The organism is Burkholderia sp. Ac-20384 (assembly GCF_017104605.1).
Taxonomy (GTDB): Bacteria; Pseudomonadota; Gammaproteobacteria; order Burkholderiales; family Burkholderiaceae; genus Burkholderia; species Burkholderia lata.
Genome location: NZ_JAAGPE010000117.1, coordinates 1 through 17485, shown reverse-complemented (window position 1 = coordinate 17485; position 17485 = coordinate 1). Strand labels below are relative to the sequence as shown.

The 17485-nt window shown below is 66.7% G+C and carries 14 protein-coding genes; 8 read left to right on the top strand and 6 right to left on the bottom strand.

All coding sequences use genetic code 11. The features are described from left to right. The first annotated feature begins 27 nt into the window (after positions 1-27). Complete coding sequence (locus tag G3O00_RS21645; protein WP_206144275.1) at positions 28-1455, top strand: MFS transporter; 1428 nt, start codon at positions 28-30, stop codon at positions 1453-1455. A 311-nt stretch (positions 1456-1766) separates the two neighbouring features. Here G3O00_RS21645 and G3O00_RS43450 read toward each other — a convergent pair whose 3' ends face one another. After that, on the bottom strand, positions 1767-2423 hold the full coding sequence (locus tag G3O00_RS43450; RefSeq protein WP_241025276.1) for a hypothetical protein: 657 nt from the start codon (positions 2421-2423) through the stop codon (positions 1767-1769). On the opposite strand from G3O00_RS43450, the gene G3O00_RS43445 reads away from it, so the two are divergent. The 3 genes from G3O00_RS43445 to G3O00_RS21630 all read left to right on the top strand — a co-directional run bounded on the left by G3O00_RS43445 (position 2422) and on the right by G3O00_RS21630 (position 5516). Beyond that, entirely contained in the window at positions 2422-3171 is a 750-nt protein-coding gene (locus G3O00_RS43445; RefSeq protein ID WP_241025275.1) for a hypothetical protein, read from the top strand. The genes G3O00_RS43450 and G3O00_RS43445 overlap by 2 nt on opposite strands. A gap of 169 nt (positions 3172-3340) precedes the next feature. Next, entirely contained in the window at positions 3341-4453 is a 1113-nt protein-coding gene (locus G3O00_RS21635) for a porin (protein ID WP_011353998.1), read from the top strand. Between the two features lie 10 nt (positions 4454-4463). Further along, positions 4464-5516, top strand: coding sequence for a nucleoside hydrolase (locus G3O00_RS21630; RefSeq protein WP_206144273.1), 1053 nt, complete (start codon positions 4464-4466; stop codon positions 5514-5516). 66 nt (positions 5517-5582) lie between these two features. Here the strand turns inward: G3O00_RS21630 and G3O00_RS21625 are convergent, their stop codons facing one another. Further along, a complete protein-coding gene (locus G3O00_RS21625; protein WP_206144272.1) occupies positions 5583-6494 on the bottom strand; it encodes a LysR family transcriptional regulator in 912 nt (303 codons plus the stop codon). Between the two features lie 94 nt (positions 6495-6588). Between G3O00_RS21625 and G3O00_RS21620 the strand changes: the two genes are divergently transcribed. Continuing rightward, entirely contained in the window at positions 6589-7938 is a 1350-nt protein-coding gene (locus G3O00_RS21620; protein WP_206144271.1) for an NCS2 family permease, read from the top strand. A gap of 46 nt (positions 7939-7984) precedes the next feature. Next, entirely contained in the window at positions 7985-9085 is a 1101-nt protein-coding gene (gene add, locus G3O00_RS21615; RefSeq protein WP_206144270.1) for an adenosine deaminase, read from the top strand. Between the two features lie 30 nt (positions 9086-9115). On the opposite strand, the gene G3O00_RS21610 is transcribed toward add, so the two are convergent. Further along, the gene (locus G3O00_RS21610; RefSeq protein WP_206144269.1) at positions 9116-9568 is read right to left on the bottom strand and encodes a nuclear transport factor 2 family protein; all 453 of its coding nucleotides are present in this window, start codon (positions 9566-9568) and stop codon (positions 9116-9118) included. A gap of 181 nt (positions 9569-9749) precedes the next feature. On the opposite strand from G3O00_RS21610, the gene G3O00_RS21605 reads away from it, so the two are divergent. After that, positions 9750-11663, top strand: a complete 1914-nt coding sequence (locus G3O00_RS21605) for a WG repeat-containing protein (RefSeq protein ID WP_206144268.1) — start codon at positions 9750-9752, stop codon at positions 11661-11663. A 46-nt stretch (positions 11664-11709) separates the two neighbouring features. Here G3O00_RS21605 and G3O00_RS21600 read toward each other — a convergent pair whose 3' ends face one another. Both G3O00_RS21600 and G3O00_RS21595 read right to left on the bottom strand, forming a co-directional pair. Next, complete coding sequence (locus G3O00_RS21600; RefSeq protein WP_206144267.1) at positions 11710-13938, bottom strand: transglycosylase domain-containing protein; 2229 nt, start codon at positions 13936-13938, stop codon at positions 11710-11712. A gap of 237 nt (positions 13939-14175) precedes the next feature. Beyond that, positions 14176-15027 carry a DMT family transporter gene (locus G3O00_RS21595; RefSeq protein WP_206144266.1) on the bottom strand — a complete coding sequence of 284 codons (852 nt, stop codon included), beginning with the start codon at positions 15025-15027 and terminating at the stop codon, positions 14176-14178. A 486-nt stretch (positions 15028-15513) separates the two neighbouring features. On the opposite strand from G3O00_RS21595, the gene G3O00_RS21585 reads away from it, so the two are divergent. Then, on the top strand, positions 15514-16410 hold the full coding sequence (locus tag G3O00_RS21585; RefSeq protein WP_174935601.1) for a LysR family transcriptional regulator: 897 nt from the start codon (positions 15514-15516) through the stop codon (positions 16408-16410). Here the strand turns inward: G3O00_RS21585 and G3O00_RS21580 are convergent. Next, a partial coding sequence (locus G3O00_RS21580) for a PLP-dependent aminotransferase family protein (protein WP_206144265.1) occupies positions 16411-17485 on the bottom strand: 1075 nt, incomplete at its 5' end. It lies immediately after the preceding gene.

Below are 17485 nucleotides of genomic sequence, written 5' to 3'. Positions count from 1 at the left end.
CAATCAAGAATCCGGAGACTTGCCACCATGGCATCCACCCAGCCCGACCCGCTCGCCGCAGCGGGCGCCGCGCGCCCCGCGGCGATCGACCCCGGCTCCATCTCGGCCCGCCTCGACCGCCTGCCGCCCACCCGCACCGTCTGGAAGCTCGTCGTCCTGCTGAGCCTCGGCTTCTTCTTCGAGCTCTACGACCTGCTCTATAGCGGCTACGTCGCCCCCGGCCTCGTGAAAAGCGGGATTCTCTCCGCGACGACACACGGCCTGTTCGGCACCACGGGCGTCGCGAGCTTCATCGCCGCACTGTTCTCCGGGCTCTTCATCGGCACGATCGCGTGCGGCTTCCTCGCCGACCGCTTCGGCCGCCGCGCGATCTTCACGTGGTCGCTGCTCTGGTACACGGCCGCCAACGTCGTGATGGCATTCCAGGACACCGCCGCCGGGCTGAACTTCTGGCGCTTCGTCGTCGGTCTCGGCCTCGGTGTCGAGATGGTGACGATCGGTACGTACATCTCCGAACTTGTCCCGAAGCAGATTCGCGGCCGCGCATTTGCGTGCGAGCAGGCGGTCGGGTTCGTCGCGGTGCCGGTGGTCGCGTTCCTCGCGTACCTGCTCGTGCCGCACGCACCGTTCGGCCTCGATGGCTGGCGCTGGGTCGTGCTGATCGGCGCACATGGCGCGCTGTTCGTGTGGTGGATTCGCCGCGAACTGCCGGAAAGCCCGCGCTGGCTTGCGCAGCAGGGCCGGGTCGACGAAGCCGATCGCATCATGCGCGCGCTCGAGGCGAAGGTCGAAGCCGAATATGGCCGCCCGCTGCCGCCGCCCGCGCCCGCCGAGCCCGTGCCGCCGCGCGGCAGCTTCCGCGACATGTGGGTGCCGCCGTATCGCAGCCGCACGATCATGATGACCATCTTCAACGTGTTCCAGACGGTCGGCTTCTACGGCTTCGCGAACTGGGTGCCGACGCTGCTGATCAAGCAGGGCATCACGATCACGTCGAGCCTGATGTATTCGAGCGTGATCGCGCTCGCCGCGCCGATCGGCCCGCTGATCGGGCTTGTGATTGCCGACCGCTTCGAGCGCAAGTCGGTGATCGTCGCGATGGCGGCGGCGATCGTCGTCTGCGGGCTGCTGTTCAGCCAGACGACGGTGGGCGCCTTCCTGATCGTGCTCGGCATCGGCCTCACGCTCGCCAGCAACATCATGTCGTACAGCTTCCACGCGTATCAGGCCGAGCTGTTCCCGACGTCGATCCGCGCGCGGGCCGTCGGCTTCGTCTATTCGTGGAGCCGCTTCTCGGCGATCTTCTCGTCGTTCGTGATCGCGGCCGTGCTGAAGGGTTTCGGCACCTTCGGCGTGTTCGCGTTCATCGCGGGCGCGATGGTGATCGTGATGGCCGCGATCGGGTTCATGGGGCCGCGCACGAAGGGCATTGCGCTCGAAACCATCTCGAAGTAACCGGTGGTTGCGCACGCGTGTCGCACGGTTCGTGCGGCATGCGTGCGATGCGATGGCGATTGCATCGTGCGTACGGCGCGTACCGTGTTTCGGGAATGATCCGGCGTACGAATCGATTTGAAAACGCAGTCATGCCCTGGCGAAACACACCGCTTCCTGTATCGATCTCGAACGCCCAACGAACCAGATTGCCACGTAACGAAAAAGCGGGCGGCAACGAGTTGAAACAAAGCGTGACGAAGCGCAAAACCGCGACGTTCCTCCCTGCCGATTCTTGCGCAGACGCGTAAAATGAAGGGCCTGACGACTCATTAGCCGCCATCGGACCGGTCGCGTTGCAACAGCGAACGGCTCCGCCGCGAAGAGGCGTCGGCGCCGGGCGCACACGATGCGCCGGACGTGTCGATGGCTCGCGCGGAAGATGCGCCGCCCGCCCAGCAGCATGCGGCGGCCGGATCGGCCGATGGCTTCGAACGTATGATGCCTTTCAGCTTTACGCGGCGATGTGCGAAGCCGCGTTGTCTTGCTCGTGTCGCCGCTGCGTGTATCTCGCTCGCTGCGGCGCTGCCGATCTCCGTGCTTGTCGAGCGGCCTGCCTGCGCGGCGTCCGACGCATCGTCGCCTGTCGCTACGTCATCCTCATCAGTCGAGTCGCCTGCATCGGCCGCTTCCCGTGCGCATGCCGCTTCGTCGGCGCATGCGTTGCCGGGAGCCTCGGCGGCGCAGCCCGCGCCTGCCGCATCGCACACGCATCCTGCGCAGCCTGCTAGGCCGGCGTCGGGCGCATCGGCCGCATCGGCGGCCTCTGCCGCTTCCGCTGCTTCCGCCGCCACACCCGCCTCTGCCGCGCCCGCCGCGTCCGCCACGCCCGCCAGCGAGGCCGAGGCACCCGCACCGACACCGCCGCGACGGCATCCGCCACTGTCGGCCGAAGAGGCGAAAAATGCGACGGCGCGCGCGGTCGACATGCGCAAGCGCTTCTCGCAGGAAGTCACGCGGCGCCTGAACGTGCCCGCAAGCGAGCAGCGCGCGTACGGCGAGCGGCTCCAGAAGGCGCTCGTCGATGCGGACCTCGGCGATCTTGCCGGCGAATACATCGCGATGGTCGACCGCGCGTCGACCGTGCAGGCGCTGTTCATCTACTTCCGCGCGACGCCGGCCAACGCGTGGATGATGATCGGCGCATCGCCGGTCGGCACCGGGCTGCCGGGCAAGTACGACCATTTCCTGACGCCGCTCGGCGTGTTCCACCACTCGCCGGACAACATGGATTTCCGCGCGGAAGGCACGACGAACGAGAACGGCATTCGCGGCTACGGCCGCCGCGACATGCGCATCTACGACTTCGGCTGGGTAGACGGCGAGCGCGGGTGGGGCAAGGGCGGCGTGTCGCCGATGCGCTTCCAGATGCATGCGACCGACCCTGACCGCCTCGAATCGCTGCTCGGCATCCGGCACTCGAAAGGGTGCGTGCGGATTCCCGCGTCGCTGAACACGTTCTTCGACCGCCACGGCCTGCTCGACGACGATTACCAGGCGCGCGTCGAGGCCGGCAAGTCGCTGTGGGTGCTGCGTCGCGATCGCGACATCACGCCGATCGCGGGCCGCTACCTGGTCGTGATCGACAGCGCACGCAAGACACGGCCGGGGTGGTCGCCGTTGCCGGGGCGCAAGGCGTGGTCGAAGCTGCCGAAGGGCGGCGACACGGCGGACTGACGGGACTGACGGCTGGTGCGGCGGGCACGGGAGTGATCCGGATGAGAATAAATCCGTTTTATTGAACCATAACAAAAGCAAACTTTTATTATCCGATCCGGGTTCGTATAGTCGAGGCCAGTTTCGCGGAACCCTGCCGCGCCTGGACCACCACCGATCACACGACCCGATGAAAACTCTCTACAAGCTCGCCCCGCTCGCGATGCTCGGCGCCTTCGCGACGCATGCCTGTGCGCAAAGCAGCATCACGCTGTACGGTCTCATCTCGGCCGGTGTCGGGTTCGCGACCAACCAGGGCGGCAAGAACGCCTGGCAGGCGCTGTCCGGCACGAACCAGAACCCGCGCTGGGGGCTGAAGGGCAAGGAGGATCTCGGGCAGGGGCTGTCCGCGATCTTCCAGCTGGAGAACGGCTTCAACGTGATGACGGGCACGGCCGCGCAGAACGGCCGCGAGTTCGGGCGGATGGCCTATGTGGGCCTCTCCGACCGCACCTACGGCTCGCTGACGTTCGGCCGCCAGTACGACGCGATCCACGACTACATCGGGCCGGTGATCATCGCGAGCAACGGCGTGAACATCGGCGACAACGACAACGGCTACAACGACATCCGCGTGCAGAACTCGGTGAAGTACGTGAGCCCCGTCTACTACGGCCTGAAATTCACCGCGCTGTACGGCTTCAGCAACGCGACCGGTTTCGCGAACAACAGCGCATACAGCTTCGGGCTCGGCTACGAGCAGGGGCCGCTGCGCTGGAGCGCGGTCTACGCGCAGTACAACCATCCGTACAGCGCGACGAACCAGGACGGCGCGATCGCGAACGACTATGCGTCGCCGCTGCTGATCTTCAGCAAGAGCGCGATGTCGCCCGCGGCCTACGCGAGCCGCCAGCGGATCGCGGGCACGGGCGGCTTCTACACGATCGGCCGCGCGCAGTTCGCGGCGATGTTTACCGACGTGCGCTACGATTACCTCGACAATACGCACCTGCACCTGCAGAACCTCGGCGTGAACGTCGTCTACACGATGACACCGCAGCTCTTCCTCGGCGCCGCGTATGCGTTCACGAACGGCAAGTACGACGTGATCGACAAGCGGCCGAAATGGCACCAGGTGAACCTGCAGGCCGATTACTACCTGTCGAAACGCACCGACGTCGCGCTGACGGTGATCGCGCAGCAGGCGGCCGGCGACGCGGACCATGCGCAGATCTTTGCGTACGCACGCTCGACCAGCACGCGCCAGATGATGGCGACGGTCGGCGTCCGGCATGTTTTCTGAGCGCCCGACCATGACCCATCCGATCGCATCCCGCCGCACCTTCCTGAAACTGTCCGCCGCGCTGGCCGGCACCGCGTTGCTGCCCGAAACGGGCGCGTTCGCGGCCGGCGGCGACGCCGCGCGCCGCACGGTGATCATCGATGCCGACCCGGGGCAGGACGACGCCATCGCGATCCTGTTCGCGCTGGGCGCGCAGGACCGGCTCGACGTACGCGCGCTGACCGCCGTCGCGGGCAACGTGCCGCTCGACCTGACCGAACGCAATGCGCGGATCATCCGCGACTGGGCCGGCCGCACGAAGACGCTGCCCGTCTATGCAGGCTGCCCGCGTCCGCTCGTGCGCGACCTCGTGACGGCCGCGAACGTACACGGCAAGACCGGTCTCGAAGGTGTCGAGCTGCACGAGCCGCGCGCGCCGCTTGCCGGCGGCCATGCTGTGTCGTATCTCGTCGATACGCTGAGCCGCGCAGCGCCGGGTAGCGTGACGCTGTGCGCGCTCGGCCCGCTGACGAACATCGCGACCGCGCTGGTCGAAGCGCCGCAGATTCGCGGCGCGCTGCGCGAAATCGTGCTGATGGGCGGCGCGTTCTTCCAGCGCGGCAACATCACGCCGGCCGCGGAGTTCAACATCTACGTCGATCCGCAGGCGGCCGAAGTCGTATTCGGCAGCGGCGTGCCGATCGTCGTGCTGCCGCGCGATGTCGCGGTGAAGGCGCCGATCACGCCGGCGCGCGTCGCGCCGTTCCGCGCGCTCGGCAACCGCTGCGGCACGATCGTTGCCGACATCATGGATGCCGAGCTCGCGTACAACAAGAAGCGGCGCGGCGTTGAAGACGCACCGATGTACGACCCGACCGCGGTCGGCTATCTCGTCGATCCGACGCTGTTCGGCGGCCGCAAGGTGAACGTGATGGTCGAGACGACCGGGCAGTGGACGCTCGGCGAGACCGTCGTCGACTGGAACGGACGCAGCGGCCGGACGGCGAACGCGACGTGGATCAACGAGGTCGACGCGGACCGTTTCTACGCAGCGCTCGTCGAGCGCATTGCGAAGCTGCCCTGAACGCGGGCAGTCACGCGGCGAACGATGAACGATGACCGGTGAACGTGAACGTGAACGTGAACGTGATCAGATGTGCTTCGCAATCCACTCGCGGCACGCCCGCACGTGCGGGCCGCGATCGTCGCCGGCGAGCGAGATCAGCGAGATCGCGCGCGTGACGCGCGGCTTGTCGACGCGCAGTGCAACGAGTTCGGGATCATGCAGATGCATCGTGTAGAGGCTCGGCAGAACGGCGGTCGCGAGGCCGTTGCACGCAAGCGCGTAGAGCGGTTCGGTGTATTCCATCCGGTACGTGACGTTCAGGCGCAGCTTCTCGGCGCCGCCGGTGCGATGCAGCGATTCGCTGACGCTGCCGCGCACGAACACCGCGAGCTCGCGATCGACGAGCTTCGCCCAAGTGACGCTCTTCGCGCGGGCGAGCGGATCGTCATGCCGTACGACGATCACGATCTCGTCCTCGAAGAGCTGCCGGTAGCGCAGCGTGCCGTCGTCGCTGTCCGGTTCGCGCACGCCGATGCCGAGATCGGCGACGCTGTCACGCACGGCTTCGACGAGCGCGCTGTTCGGCAGGTCGGTGAGCGTGAAGCGCAGCGTCGGGTGCGCGTCGCGCAGTGCGTTGAGCGCGGGCAGCAGGCGGCCCGCGACCGACGGGATGAAGGCGATGCGCACGGTCTGGATGCGTTCGCCGATCAGCCGCGTCATGTCGTCGAAGGTGCCGCGCGCCTGGTTGAGCAGGCGTTCGGCGAGCGGCAGCACGGCTTCGCCGGCGGAAGTGAGCGTGAGCCGGTGCGCGGAGCGCGCGAACAGGCGCCCGCCGAGCAGGAACTCGATCTGGCGGATCGACGCGGTGAGCGCGGGCTGCGTGAGCGACAGCGCCTGCGCGGCTTGCGTGAAGCTGCGTGCGTGGGCAAGTACCACGAAGTGCTGGACCTGCCGCAGCGTGAGCGCGGGCAGCAGCGACGAGCGGTCGGACGACATCGGGCAATAACGGTCGGGATGCGGTACGCGGCAGTATAAGACCGCGCTGCGTGAATCGACACAGGACAATATTCGGAATCACAGGAGAACCACCATGTCAGCGACTGACACGATGCCGGCGCGAGCGCCGGCCAACTGGCTCGAACGCCGCTTCGCGCTCGCCGCGCGCGGCACCAGCGTGCGCACCGAGACGATCGCGGGCGTCACGTCGTTTCTCGCGGCCGCGTACCTGCTCGTCGTGATCCCGTCGCTGCTCGCGACGGGCGGGATGGAGCGCGGCGCGGCGACGACCGCGACGATCCTCGTGTTCGTGCTGTTCACCACGCTGATGGGGCTCTATGCGAACCTGCCGTTCCTCGTCGGCCCCGGCATCGGCGGCTCGGTGATCATCGGCGTGACGCTCGCGACGACGGAGCACGTCGGCTGGCAGACGGGCCTCGGCATCGCCTGCGTATCGGGCGTGCTGTTCTTCCTGCTGACGATTCTCGGCGCGCGTGGCGTGGTGGTGCGGTTGATACCGGTGCAGATCAAGCTCGGGCTCGGCGCGTCGATCGGGCTGTTCGTCACGATGCTCGGGCTGCGCAACGCGGGGATGGTCGTCGCGAACGCGAAGACCAACGCGTTCGCGCTCGGCGATTTCTCGCGGCCGGGTGCGCTCGTCGCGCTGATCGGCCTCGCGGTCGCGATCGTGCTGCAGGCGCGCAAGGTGCCCGGCGCGATCCTGATCGCGATCCTCGTCGCGGCCGCGGCCGGCGTGCCGCTCGGCGTCACGCACCTGCCCGCGTCGTTCGTGTCGCTGCCGCACAGCATCGCGCCGATCGCGTTCAAGCTCGACATCGGCAGCGCGTTGAGCCTCGCGGCCGCCCCGTACCTGTTCGCGTTCTTCGCGGCGGAATTCTTCTCGACGCTCGGCACCGCGCTCGCGGTCGGCGCGAAGGCGAACCTGCTCGACGAACAGGGCAACCTGCCGAACATCAACCGGCCGTTCCTCGTCGATTCGCTCGCGGCGACGATCGGGCCCGTGTTCGGCATTCCCGCGCTCACCGCGCTGATCGAATCGGCGGCGGGCGTCGAGGCCGGCGGCCGCAGCGGGTTGTCGTCGCTGGCGGCAGCCGTGCTGTTCGCCGCGATGCTGCTGTTCGTGCCGGTCGCGCTCGCGATCCCGAAAGAGGCGACCGCGCCGGCGCTGATCCTGATCGGGCTGTCGATGTTCGCGACGATCCGCCATACGCATTTCGACGACTTCACCGATGCACTGCCCGTGATGTCGATGGTGCTGCTCACGCTGATGTCGAACAGCTTCGGCACCGGCATCGCGGGCGGGCTGCTGTGCTACGTGCTCGTCAAGCTGCTGGCCGGCCGCTGGCGCGATGTGTCGTGGGGGCTCGTCGTGCTCGCGTTTCCGCTCGGTTATTACTTCTGGACTGTCGTGAAGCCGCACTGAGAGACGGCTTTCGCGACGCATCGGCACTACCGAAAAAGAGACTGCAATGAACGCAACACCAGGTAACGTCCCGGCCGCGCGCACGGGCATCGAGATCACGCCGGCCCATCGGGCCTTCTTCCACGCGCTGCCGAAGGTCGAGCTGCATTGCCACCTGCTCGGCGCGGTGCGGCACGACACGTTCGTCGCGCTCGCGGAGCGCAGTGGCGCGCCGATCGAGCGCGCTGAAATCGACGCGTTCTATGCGCGCGGCGAGAAGCCGGTCGGCGTGCTGCACGTGCTGCGCGCGCTCGACAAGTATCTGCTCACGCAGCCGGACGACCTGCGGCGGATCGCCTACGAGTATCTGGAGGATGCGGCCGCGCACAACGTCCGGCACGCGGAATTCTTCTGGAATCCGACGGGTACGGTGCGTGTGTCGGGCATCGCGTATGCGGACGCGCAGGCGGCGATCGTGACGGCGATCCGCGACGCCGCGCGCGACTTCGGGATCGGCGCGCGCCTGATTCCGAGCATCGACCGCGAGCAGGATCCGGACGAAGCCGTGGCGATCGTCGAATGGATGAAGGCGAACCGCGCGGACGAAGTCGCGGGGCTCGGGATCGACTATCGCGAGAACGACCGGCCGCCTGAATTGTTCTGGAAGGCTTACCGCAATGCGCGCGCGGCGGTTTTTCGCACGACCGCACATGCGGGCGAGTTCGGGATGCCGTGGCGCAACGTCGAGACGGCCGTCGATCTGCTGCAGGTCGATCGCGTCGATCACGGCTATACGATCGTCGACAACCCGGAGTTGTGCGCACGTTATGCGGAGCGCGGGATCGTCTTCACCGTCGTGCCGACGAATTCGTACTACCTGCGTACGCTGCCGCCGGAGCAATGGGCGGAACTGCACCCGATGCGCAAGATGCCGGGCCTCGGGCTGAAGATCCATCCGAACACCGACGATCCGACGCTGCACAAGGTCAATCCGTCCGAGGCGTGGGAACTGATGTTCAGCCATTTCGGCTTCACCGTGGCCGAGCTGAAGCAGTTCATGCTGAACGGGATCGACGGAGCATGGGTGGATGACGCGACGAAGGCCGCATGGCGTGCGGCGTGGGCGCCGGAGTTCGACGCGCTTGCTGCCAAGCTTGCCGCAGGCTGAGCGCGGCTGTGTCTTACATCGGCCGGTGCTTCAACCGGCCGGCGCTTCGCTCAGGTTCAGGTGGTAGCGCAGGTCGCCCGCGAAATCGAACAACGTGTAATCGCGGAACGAAAAGCGCCACACCCCGTCGACGCGTTCGAATGCATCGCGATAGCGGCCCGCCGCGATCGGTTGCAGCGGGAACCCGTCGACGGCCTGCAGCACCGTGTAGTACGAGCGTGCCGTCGCGCGATGCGCGGCTTCGTCGATCTCGATGATCGGATTGCTCACGATATGCTTCGTGCGCGGCGTGCCGCACGCGTAACGCTTCACGCTCGCGTTGAACAGCGCGAGCAGTTCATCCGCGCCGATCGTCGGCGCACCGTCCTGCGTCTTGATGCGCGCGTGCCGGAATAGCTCGGCGACACCCGGCAGGTCGCCGGCGTCGAGCAACTCGGCGTAGCGGTACAGCAGGTTCGCGATCTCGACTGCGCTGTGGGTCATGCGGGCTCCACCGTCGTTGAACGATGACGCCGATGGTGCGCGCCGCGCAGCGGCGCCGCTTCGTCCGGGTGGACTAATCCGGTGCCGGGCGTGGCACCGGCAACAGCCTTCGTCATCGCGCGCTCCTATAATGAGCGCCGACACGAAAACAGCAACAATAAAGACGAGGGCAACCCTTTCGATGGGCAATCGATCATGGCTGTATCTCCAGGCCGGTGACGGCGACGACGCGCGAACGATCGCGCTCGCGGAATCCAACAATCACTTTCCGTTGCTGTGGCGCGTGCTGCTCGCCGGCGGCGGCGCGGGCGACGCGATTACCGATCAGCGCGTGTTCGGCGATGCCGGCACGCCGAATCTCGCCAGCGACGCGCGTGCGGCGCATGCGCGACTCAGCCGGCTCGCGTCGTTCGTCGTCGCGAATCCGCTGCGCGGTGACGATCCGGCGCTCGCGCGCCAGTTCGATGCGGTCGTACGTCATCTCGGCGAGTCGATCGACGCGCTTGGCGATGCGCACGGCGCCCCCCGGTTTTCCGCGAATCTCGACGAGTTGTCGTGGCTCGACGGCGGCGATCCGGACGACTACATCGACCAGGAGCGCGATACCTGCACGCGCCTGTGGTGGCAGGTCGCGAACTGCATGGACTTCCGCGACGTGCGTGGCGTGCGCGTGGCGCTCGAGATCGGGTCGCCGCCCGACTGGCGCGATTGGGCGTGGGGCTTCGGGTTCGGCTGCATGTCGCATCACTATTTCATCCGTCAGGAGCCGCCGCGCGGCGTGACGTTTGCCGAGATGTTCGATGCCGGCGAAGTGCACGGCAACTGGCTCGGCTACGGCACGTTCAGCTTTCGCGCACGCAACGGCCTGTGGGGCGTGCGGCGTGAAACCGACGACGCATGGCACGTGATCGTGCCGCCCGAGTGGACGAACCTGTGGACGAGCGGCGCGCGCGACGACCGGTTGCTGTGGGCCGCGCGCGACGGGAAGGTCGGCCTGCTGTTCGCCGATGGCGATGTCGACCGCGACGGCGACGAGATGCGGATCGTGCGCGAACCGTCATTCGACGCCGTGTGGGATTTCAGCGGCGACGTCGCCTGCGTGCGCGTCGGCGAGCGGTTCGGACTCGTGCGCACGGACGGCACGTGGGTGCTCGAACCGTCGCTCGACGATTTCGGCGATTTCACCGGCGGGGTCGCATCCGCGAGCCTGGACGGCCGCTGGGGCTTCGTCGATACGCACGGTGCGTGGGTGATTCCGCCGCGTTTCGACGATGCGCATGAATTCGAGAACGGCACCGTCGCGGCGGTATCCGAAGGCGGGCGGTGGGGGCTGATCGGGCGCGACGGGCAATGGCGCGCGCAGCCCGAGTGGGATGCGCTCGAATGGTCGTCCGAATGCGGCGCCTTTCTCGCGCGGCGCAACGGTCACGTCGGGCTCGTCGATGCGAAGGGCCGGGTCGTCGTCGCGCCGCATTACGCGGAAGTCGCGAGGCTGACCGACGACGAACGCACGGACATGCTGACCGAGCTCGGTGCGGTCCGCCACATCGTCCGGCGCGACGACGGGCGTTGCTCGATCGTCGACGGGCAGGGCCGCGTGCTGACGCCGTTCGACTTCGTCAACATGGGGGCATTGCCGTGGTTGCCCGATGACGAAGCCGTACCGGGCGAGCTGTTCGCGCGTTACGCGATCGGCGTCCTGCCGGGCGAGCCGGCGCAGCTCGCGATCTGCGATCTCGAGACAGGCGCGACGGTCGCGCAGGGGCGCTACGACGACGTGGCCGGCCTGTTCTGGGGCGCCGATCACGGCTGGCTGGCCTGTGTGCAGGACGAGGGCGGCAACGATGTGCGGGCGACGGTGCTTCGCGCGGACGGCACCGTGCTGCATCCGGCGCGTTACACACGGATCGGCGACGATGCGCTGTTCGACGACGATCGCGACGCCGCCGGACACGCGATGCTGATGCCGTGGTTCGTCCGCCGTGTCGCGGTCGCGCAGAACTGGAGCCTGGGCGAACCGGTCGCCGCGTTGCGCGACGACGGCGTGCCGGTATGGCTGTACGCGGACGGGCAAGCGACGACGACGCTTCGTTAGGCGGGGCCGCTGTCGTGGATGCCGGCGTGGCCCGCCGGCATCCCGATCAGCGGAAGAACCTCAGCCAGTCGAACAGGCCCGGATGCGGCGCACGTCGCCGCGGCGCCGGTGCGCTGCGCGGCCGGAAGTCCGGCGAGAACTGCGCGTGCGGATCGATCGCTCGCGCGCGCAGCGCCGCATCGTAGAACGTGCCGACGATCGGCAGTGCGCTGTGTGCGCCCGCGCCCCAGTAGTCGCTGCGCAGCGTCACGCTGCCGTCGTCGAAGCCGACCCACGCGCCGGCCACGAGCTGCGGATGCATCAGGATGAACCAGCCGTCCGCGTTGTCCTGCGTCGTGCCCGTCTTGCCGGCGACGTCGACGCGGATTCCGTAGCGCGAACGGATGTCGGCGCCGGTGCCGCGATCGACGACGTCGCGCATCACGTCGACCAGCGTCTGCGCCGCAGGCTCCGGCAATGCACGTTCGGGCGGCGCACTGTCGAAGGCGGCGAGCACCTTGCCGTCGCGATCCTCGATGCGCGTGATCATCTGCGGCGCGACGTACACGCCGCGGTTCGCGATCGTGCCGTACGCGGACACCATCTCCTTCAGCGTGACGGGGCTCGTGCCGAGCGCGAGCGACGGCACTGCGTCGAGCGGGCTCTCGCGCACGCCCATCGCGCGGGCGAGCTGTGCGACCTTCGCGGCGCCTTCGTGCCGCATCACCTGCGCGGTGATGCGGTTGCGCGACAGCGCGAGTGCGTCGCGCAGCGTCATCGGCTCATCGGTCGGCGGCTCGGCATCGGTCGGGCGCCAGACCGCGCGGCCGTCGATCGGGATCGCCACGGGGCGGTCGACGAACGTATCGCCCGGCCGCATGCCGTCCGCGAACGCGGCGCCATAGACGAACGGCTTGAACGTCGAGCCGGGCTGGCGCCGCGCCTGCGACACGTGATCGAACGGTTCGCTGCCGAAATCGGGGCTGCCGACCCACGCGCGAATCGCGCCGTTGCGCGGATCGATCGCGACGAAACCGGCCTGCACCTGCGTCTTGCGCTCGCACAGCGTGCGCATGAATTCCCGGTTGGCGCCGAGCTGCTTCAGCGCCGGCACATCGGCAAGCCCCGTGTCGCGGGCCTGGCGATACTCGGGTGTCTGGCGGATGAAGCCGCGGAACAGGTCGTTGCGCAGCCCGCAGCCGGACGGGCCGCGCCAGGCGCTGTCGGCGATCGCCTGCAGCCGTTCGGTCTGCCGCGTCAGCGCTTGTGTCGCCATGTCCTGCAGCCGCGCGTCGAGCGTCGTGCGCACGACGAGTCCGTCGGAGTACAGATCGTAATTGTTGCGATCGGCCCACGCGATCAGCCATTTGCGCAACTGCACCGCGAAGTGCGGGGCGAGGCCGGGCTGCCCCGACTGCGGCTCGAAGTCGACGCGCAGCGGCTGGCGCTGCAGTTTCGCGAGTTGCTGCGGCGTCAGCATGTGCATCTGCGCCATCCGGTCGAGCACGATGTTGCGCCGCTGCACCGCGCGCTCCGGGTTCAGCACCGGGTTGTAGTAGCTGTTGCCCTTCAGCATCCCGACCAGCGTCGCGCTTTCGACGATGTCGAGCTGGTCGGCCGACTTGCCGAAGTAGGTACGCGCGGCCATTTCGACGCCGTACGCGTTGTACAGGAACGGCACGGTGTTCAGGTAGGTCTCGAGAATCTCGTCCTTGCTGTACACCGACTCGATCTTGAATGCGGTGATCAGCTCCTTCACCTTGCGCGTGAGCGTCGGCGCGCGGCCGACTTCATCCGGATACAGGTTGCGTGCGAGCTGCTGCGTGATCGTCGAGCCGCCCTGGCGGTCGCCGGAGAACGTATGCAGGCCGGCTGCGATCGTGCGGCGCAAGTCGATGCCGTGATGCGCGTAGAAACGGTGGTCCTCGGTCGCGATCAACGCGTCGACCATGTGCGGCGAGATCTGCTTGAGCGGCACCCATTCGCGGTTGACGGGCCGGAACTCGGCGATCAGCTGGCCGTCGGCGGACAGCACGCGCGCGGGGCGGTCGATGCGCGCCTTGCGGATGTCGCCGATGCTCGGCGTGAACGGGACGAATGCGAGCAGCACCAGCAGGCCGAGCACCGGGATCGCGGCGAGTGTCAGCGCGACGCCGCGGCGCGTCGGATGGCGCAGGCGATGCAGCACGCCGGCGCCCAGCGCGCGGAGGCGCGCGCCGCAGGCAGCGGCGAACGGTGCGACGCGGGCGCGGCAACGGAGCCACGCATTTCGGAGAAGCGGCACGAAGCGGTTCAAGGCGGCAGGAGCGCGGATGGAAGAGGCGCGATCCTAGCAAACGGCGCAGGAGTGCCGGCCGTGAAAACGGCCGTTTGCTTGCAGGATTTACAGACGATTACGTTTGTTGCCCGCCGACAACCTTTTACGGCACGCGCGGCCGCGATTCCGCTGACAAAACCACGTCCGCGAATCGTCGCGCGGCCTCGCGCCCGCGATGCGTGCTTCGTCCTGGCGCAAGGGTGTCATCCCAACGATTCAGGTTTTGAGTCGGGACAAATTGATGCAGGCAACGATGATCAGGATGCCGCCGGCGATTGATCCAACGTCCATCGATTCATGCCAGAAAATCCATCCCCATGACGCATTGAAAACGATGCCGATGTAGCGTGTTATCGCGACGACCGATGCCCTTTCATGTGTAAACGCCTTTGTGAGAAACAATTGCCCGAACAGCGAAACGCCCCCGAGTGCCAGCAAGAGGCCGTATTGGCGCGGCGTATCCGGCCAGACAAAATCCTTCCACATCAGCGGAACAGACACGAGTGCCGCAATGGCCAGAAAGTAGAAAACAATCTCGTACGCATGATGCTTGATGCTGAGCTGGCGAATGGCGACGTGTGCGCCCCCCGCAAACACCGCACTCAACAGGCCGAGTCCGGCATAGATCGAGTAACTCGAGTATTGGTAGGGTTTGACGATCAAGACGGCACCGGCGAGGATGACTGGGAGCAGCAACCACACCTGTCTGGGTATGTGCTCTTTCAGAAAGATGGCCGAGAGCAGGATGATGAACACCGGGGAGAGGTGCGCGAGGATGCTCGCATCGGCGAGCGGAATGTGCGCGATCGCATAGAAGTAGCAGACGAGATAGAACGCACCGAGCAAGCCGCGCACGACAAGCATGGACAGGTCATTGCGGGAGAACGGCACGCTCTCGCGCCGCATCAATAAATACACGAGCGCCGCACCAATGACGCCGCGAAAGAAGCCGATTTCGGCCGGTGGCAGTGTCGCACTGAGTTCCTTTACCAGTGCATTCATGATGCTGAAGGTGAAGGAGGCCAGGACGGCTAGCAGGACTCCGCTTTTCCACAGGTTGTTGACCATTGGCGGTAGATCGTTGCCGCCTGTGCCTGTGTGGTTTCTTGAAGGATGGTCGGATGACAATTGCCAGCTCCTTTTTCCCTGATGAAGCGCTATATGGCGGATTCGTAATTTGAAAGCAGGGCGCGTGCATGCGGCATCTGCAGGTCGAAGCATTGCCCGAGGCAATGGATGAGTGACAGCTTGCGATGATCCTCAAGCGGCACGCGTGGAACCTGCCACAGCCCATCCGCATCAACACAGGCGCGGCGGAACGGAACCGCGGAAAAGTCGAAGCATTTCCGTTTCGTCGATACATACGCTCATGGGACCAGTCCTCGGGGAGTCAGCATGGCTTGTCGATTCGACAAGCCCTCTCAGTCATGTCGACCTGGTTGGCCGATCTATATCAATAATGGATACTTGACGCGTAGATAATGCGTGATCAGATACGTTGTTCCCAATGCAGTTTTGACTTGCAGGTAGTCGCCATTGATATAGGTGATGTCGATGAATCCACGCCAACTCGAAGCTTTCAGGGCCGTCATGACGACCGGTACGACGACCCGCGCATCGGATCTGATGCACACGTCGCAATCGGCGATCAGCCGACTCGTCAGCCAATTGGAAGCGACGTTGCGCCTCAAGTTGTTCGACAGGGATGGTGCGCGGCTGCGCCCGACGCCGGAGGCCAAGGCGCTGTTGATCGAAGTCGAGCGCATGTTCGCCGGGATGGATGTGATCCGGGAGCGGGCAACCAGTCTGCGGGAAGGGCGGAGCGGAATCCTGACGATTGCGAGTCTGCCCGCGCTGGGGTACGGGCCGTTGCCTGCTTTGATCACGCAATTGAGATGCGACTTGCCGGATCTGCTTATTCGCTATGAAATTCACTCGTCCCAGGAGGTGCGCGAGCGTGTTGCGAGCGGGCAATGTGACGTAGGGTTTGCCGCCGAACTGATCGATACGCATGGATTGGTCGCCCGATCAATCGCAAGGCGGCGAGCAGTACTTGCGGTGCCAGCGGATCATGTCCTTGGGCAACGATCCCGCGTTTCGCTGTTCGATCTGGTGGACTACCCGTTCATTGCGTTGCCGTCGAAAGATACGTCACGCCGTCAACTCGACGCGATGCTGGCGAATCGGGGCAAGAAACTCAATGTCGTCATCGAGGCCGCCTACACGCTGACCGTTGCTTCCATGGTGTGTCATGGTGCAGGCATAGGGCTCGTTGATCCGCTTTCCGTCGAGATGTTCGACTGGCACGGCGTGAGGTTCGTCGAGGTCGACGAACCGATATGGTTTAACACTCTGGCGATTCATAACATGTCGACACCTCTTTCGGCGCCTGCCAGCAAACTTTTGGCCTTGGCCGACGCGGCCTGGAATGGCGCCGGACATGCGCGCTGATCAAGACTCCACTGACGCAACCACATCCGCCAACCGCTGCGCAGCCGCCTCCATCTGCGCGCGGCCGAACCCGCCGAAGCCCAGCACGAGCCCCGGGCGGGCCGTACCCGGCGCGAACATCGGCGACACCGCACGCACCGCGACGCCGGCTTGCGCAGCACGCTCGACCACGTCGAGATCGTCGATCCCTTCCGCGAGCCACAGCACGACGTGCATCCCCTGATCGCCCGGCTGCACCCACGCGCGTTCGCGCGGCAGCCGCGCACCGAGCGTATCGATCAGCAGCGCGCGCTGCTCCGCATATACGCCGCGCACGCGGCGGATGTGGCGGTCGAGATGACCTTCCGCGATGAACGCGGCCAGCACGTGCTGGTCGGCGGTCGGCACATGACGATCCATCAGCGCGCGGGCGCCGCAGAATGCGGGCACGAGATCGTCGGGCGCGATCACGTAGCCGAGCCGCAGCGACGGAAACAGGATCTTGCTGAACGTGCCGAGGTAGATCACGCGGTCGGGGTCGAGCCCCTGCAGCGACGGGAAGGGATGGCCTTCGTAGCGCAGCTCGCTGTCGTAGTCGTCCTCGACCACCCATGCGCGCTGCGCACGCGCCCACGCGAGCAGCGCATTGCGCCGCGCCATGCTGAGCGGCATGCCGAGCGGATACTGATGCGACGGCGTGACGAAGGCGACCCGCGCATGGGGCGCGAGACGGATGCCGGCCTCGACGTCGATGCCGTCGGCGTCGACCGGCACCCGCACCATCGCGTCGCGCCGCCCGGTGCTGTCGAGCAGCGCGGTGATCCCGCGATAGGCCGGATTCTCGACCCACGCCTGATCGCCCGCGCCGAGCAGCACCTGGCTCGCGAGATGCAGCCCCTGCTGCGTGCCGCTCGTGATCACGACCTGGCCGGCATCGCAGCGCACCGAGCGCGAGCGGCGCACGTAGTCGGCGATCGCTTCGCGCAGCGGCAGCGCGCCTTGCGGATCGGCATAGCCGGACGGCGCACCGGCGCCGCGCGCGCGCAGGCGGTTGCCCAGCCGGCGCCAGATGTCGTCGGGCGCGGTGAGGCCGATA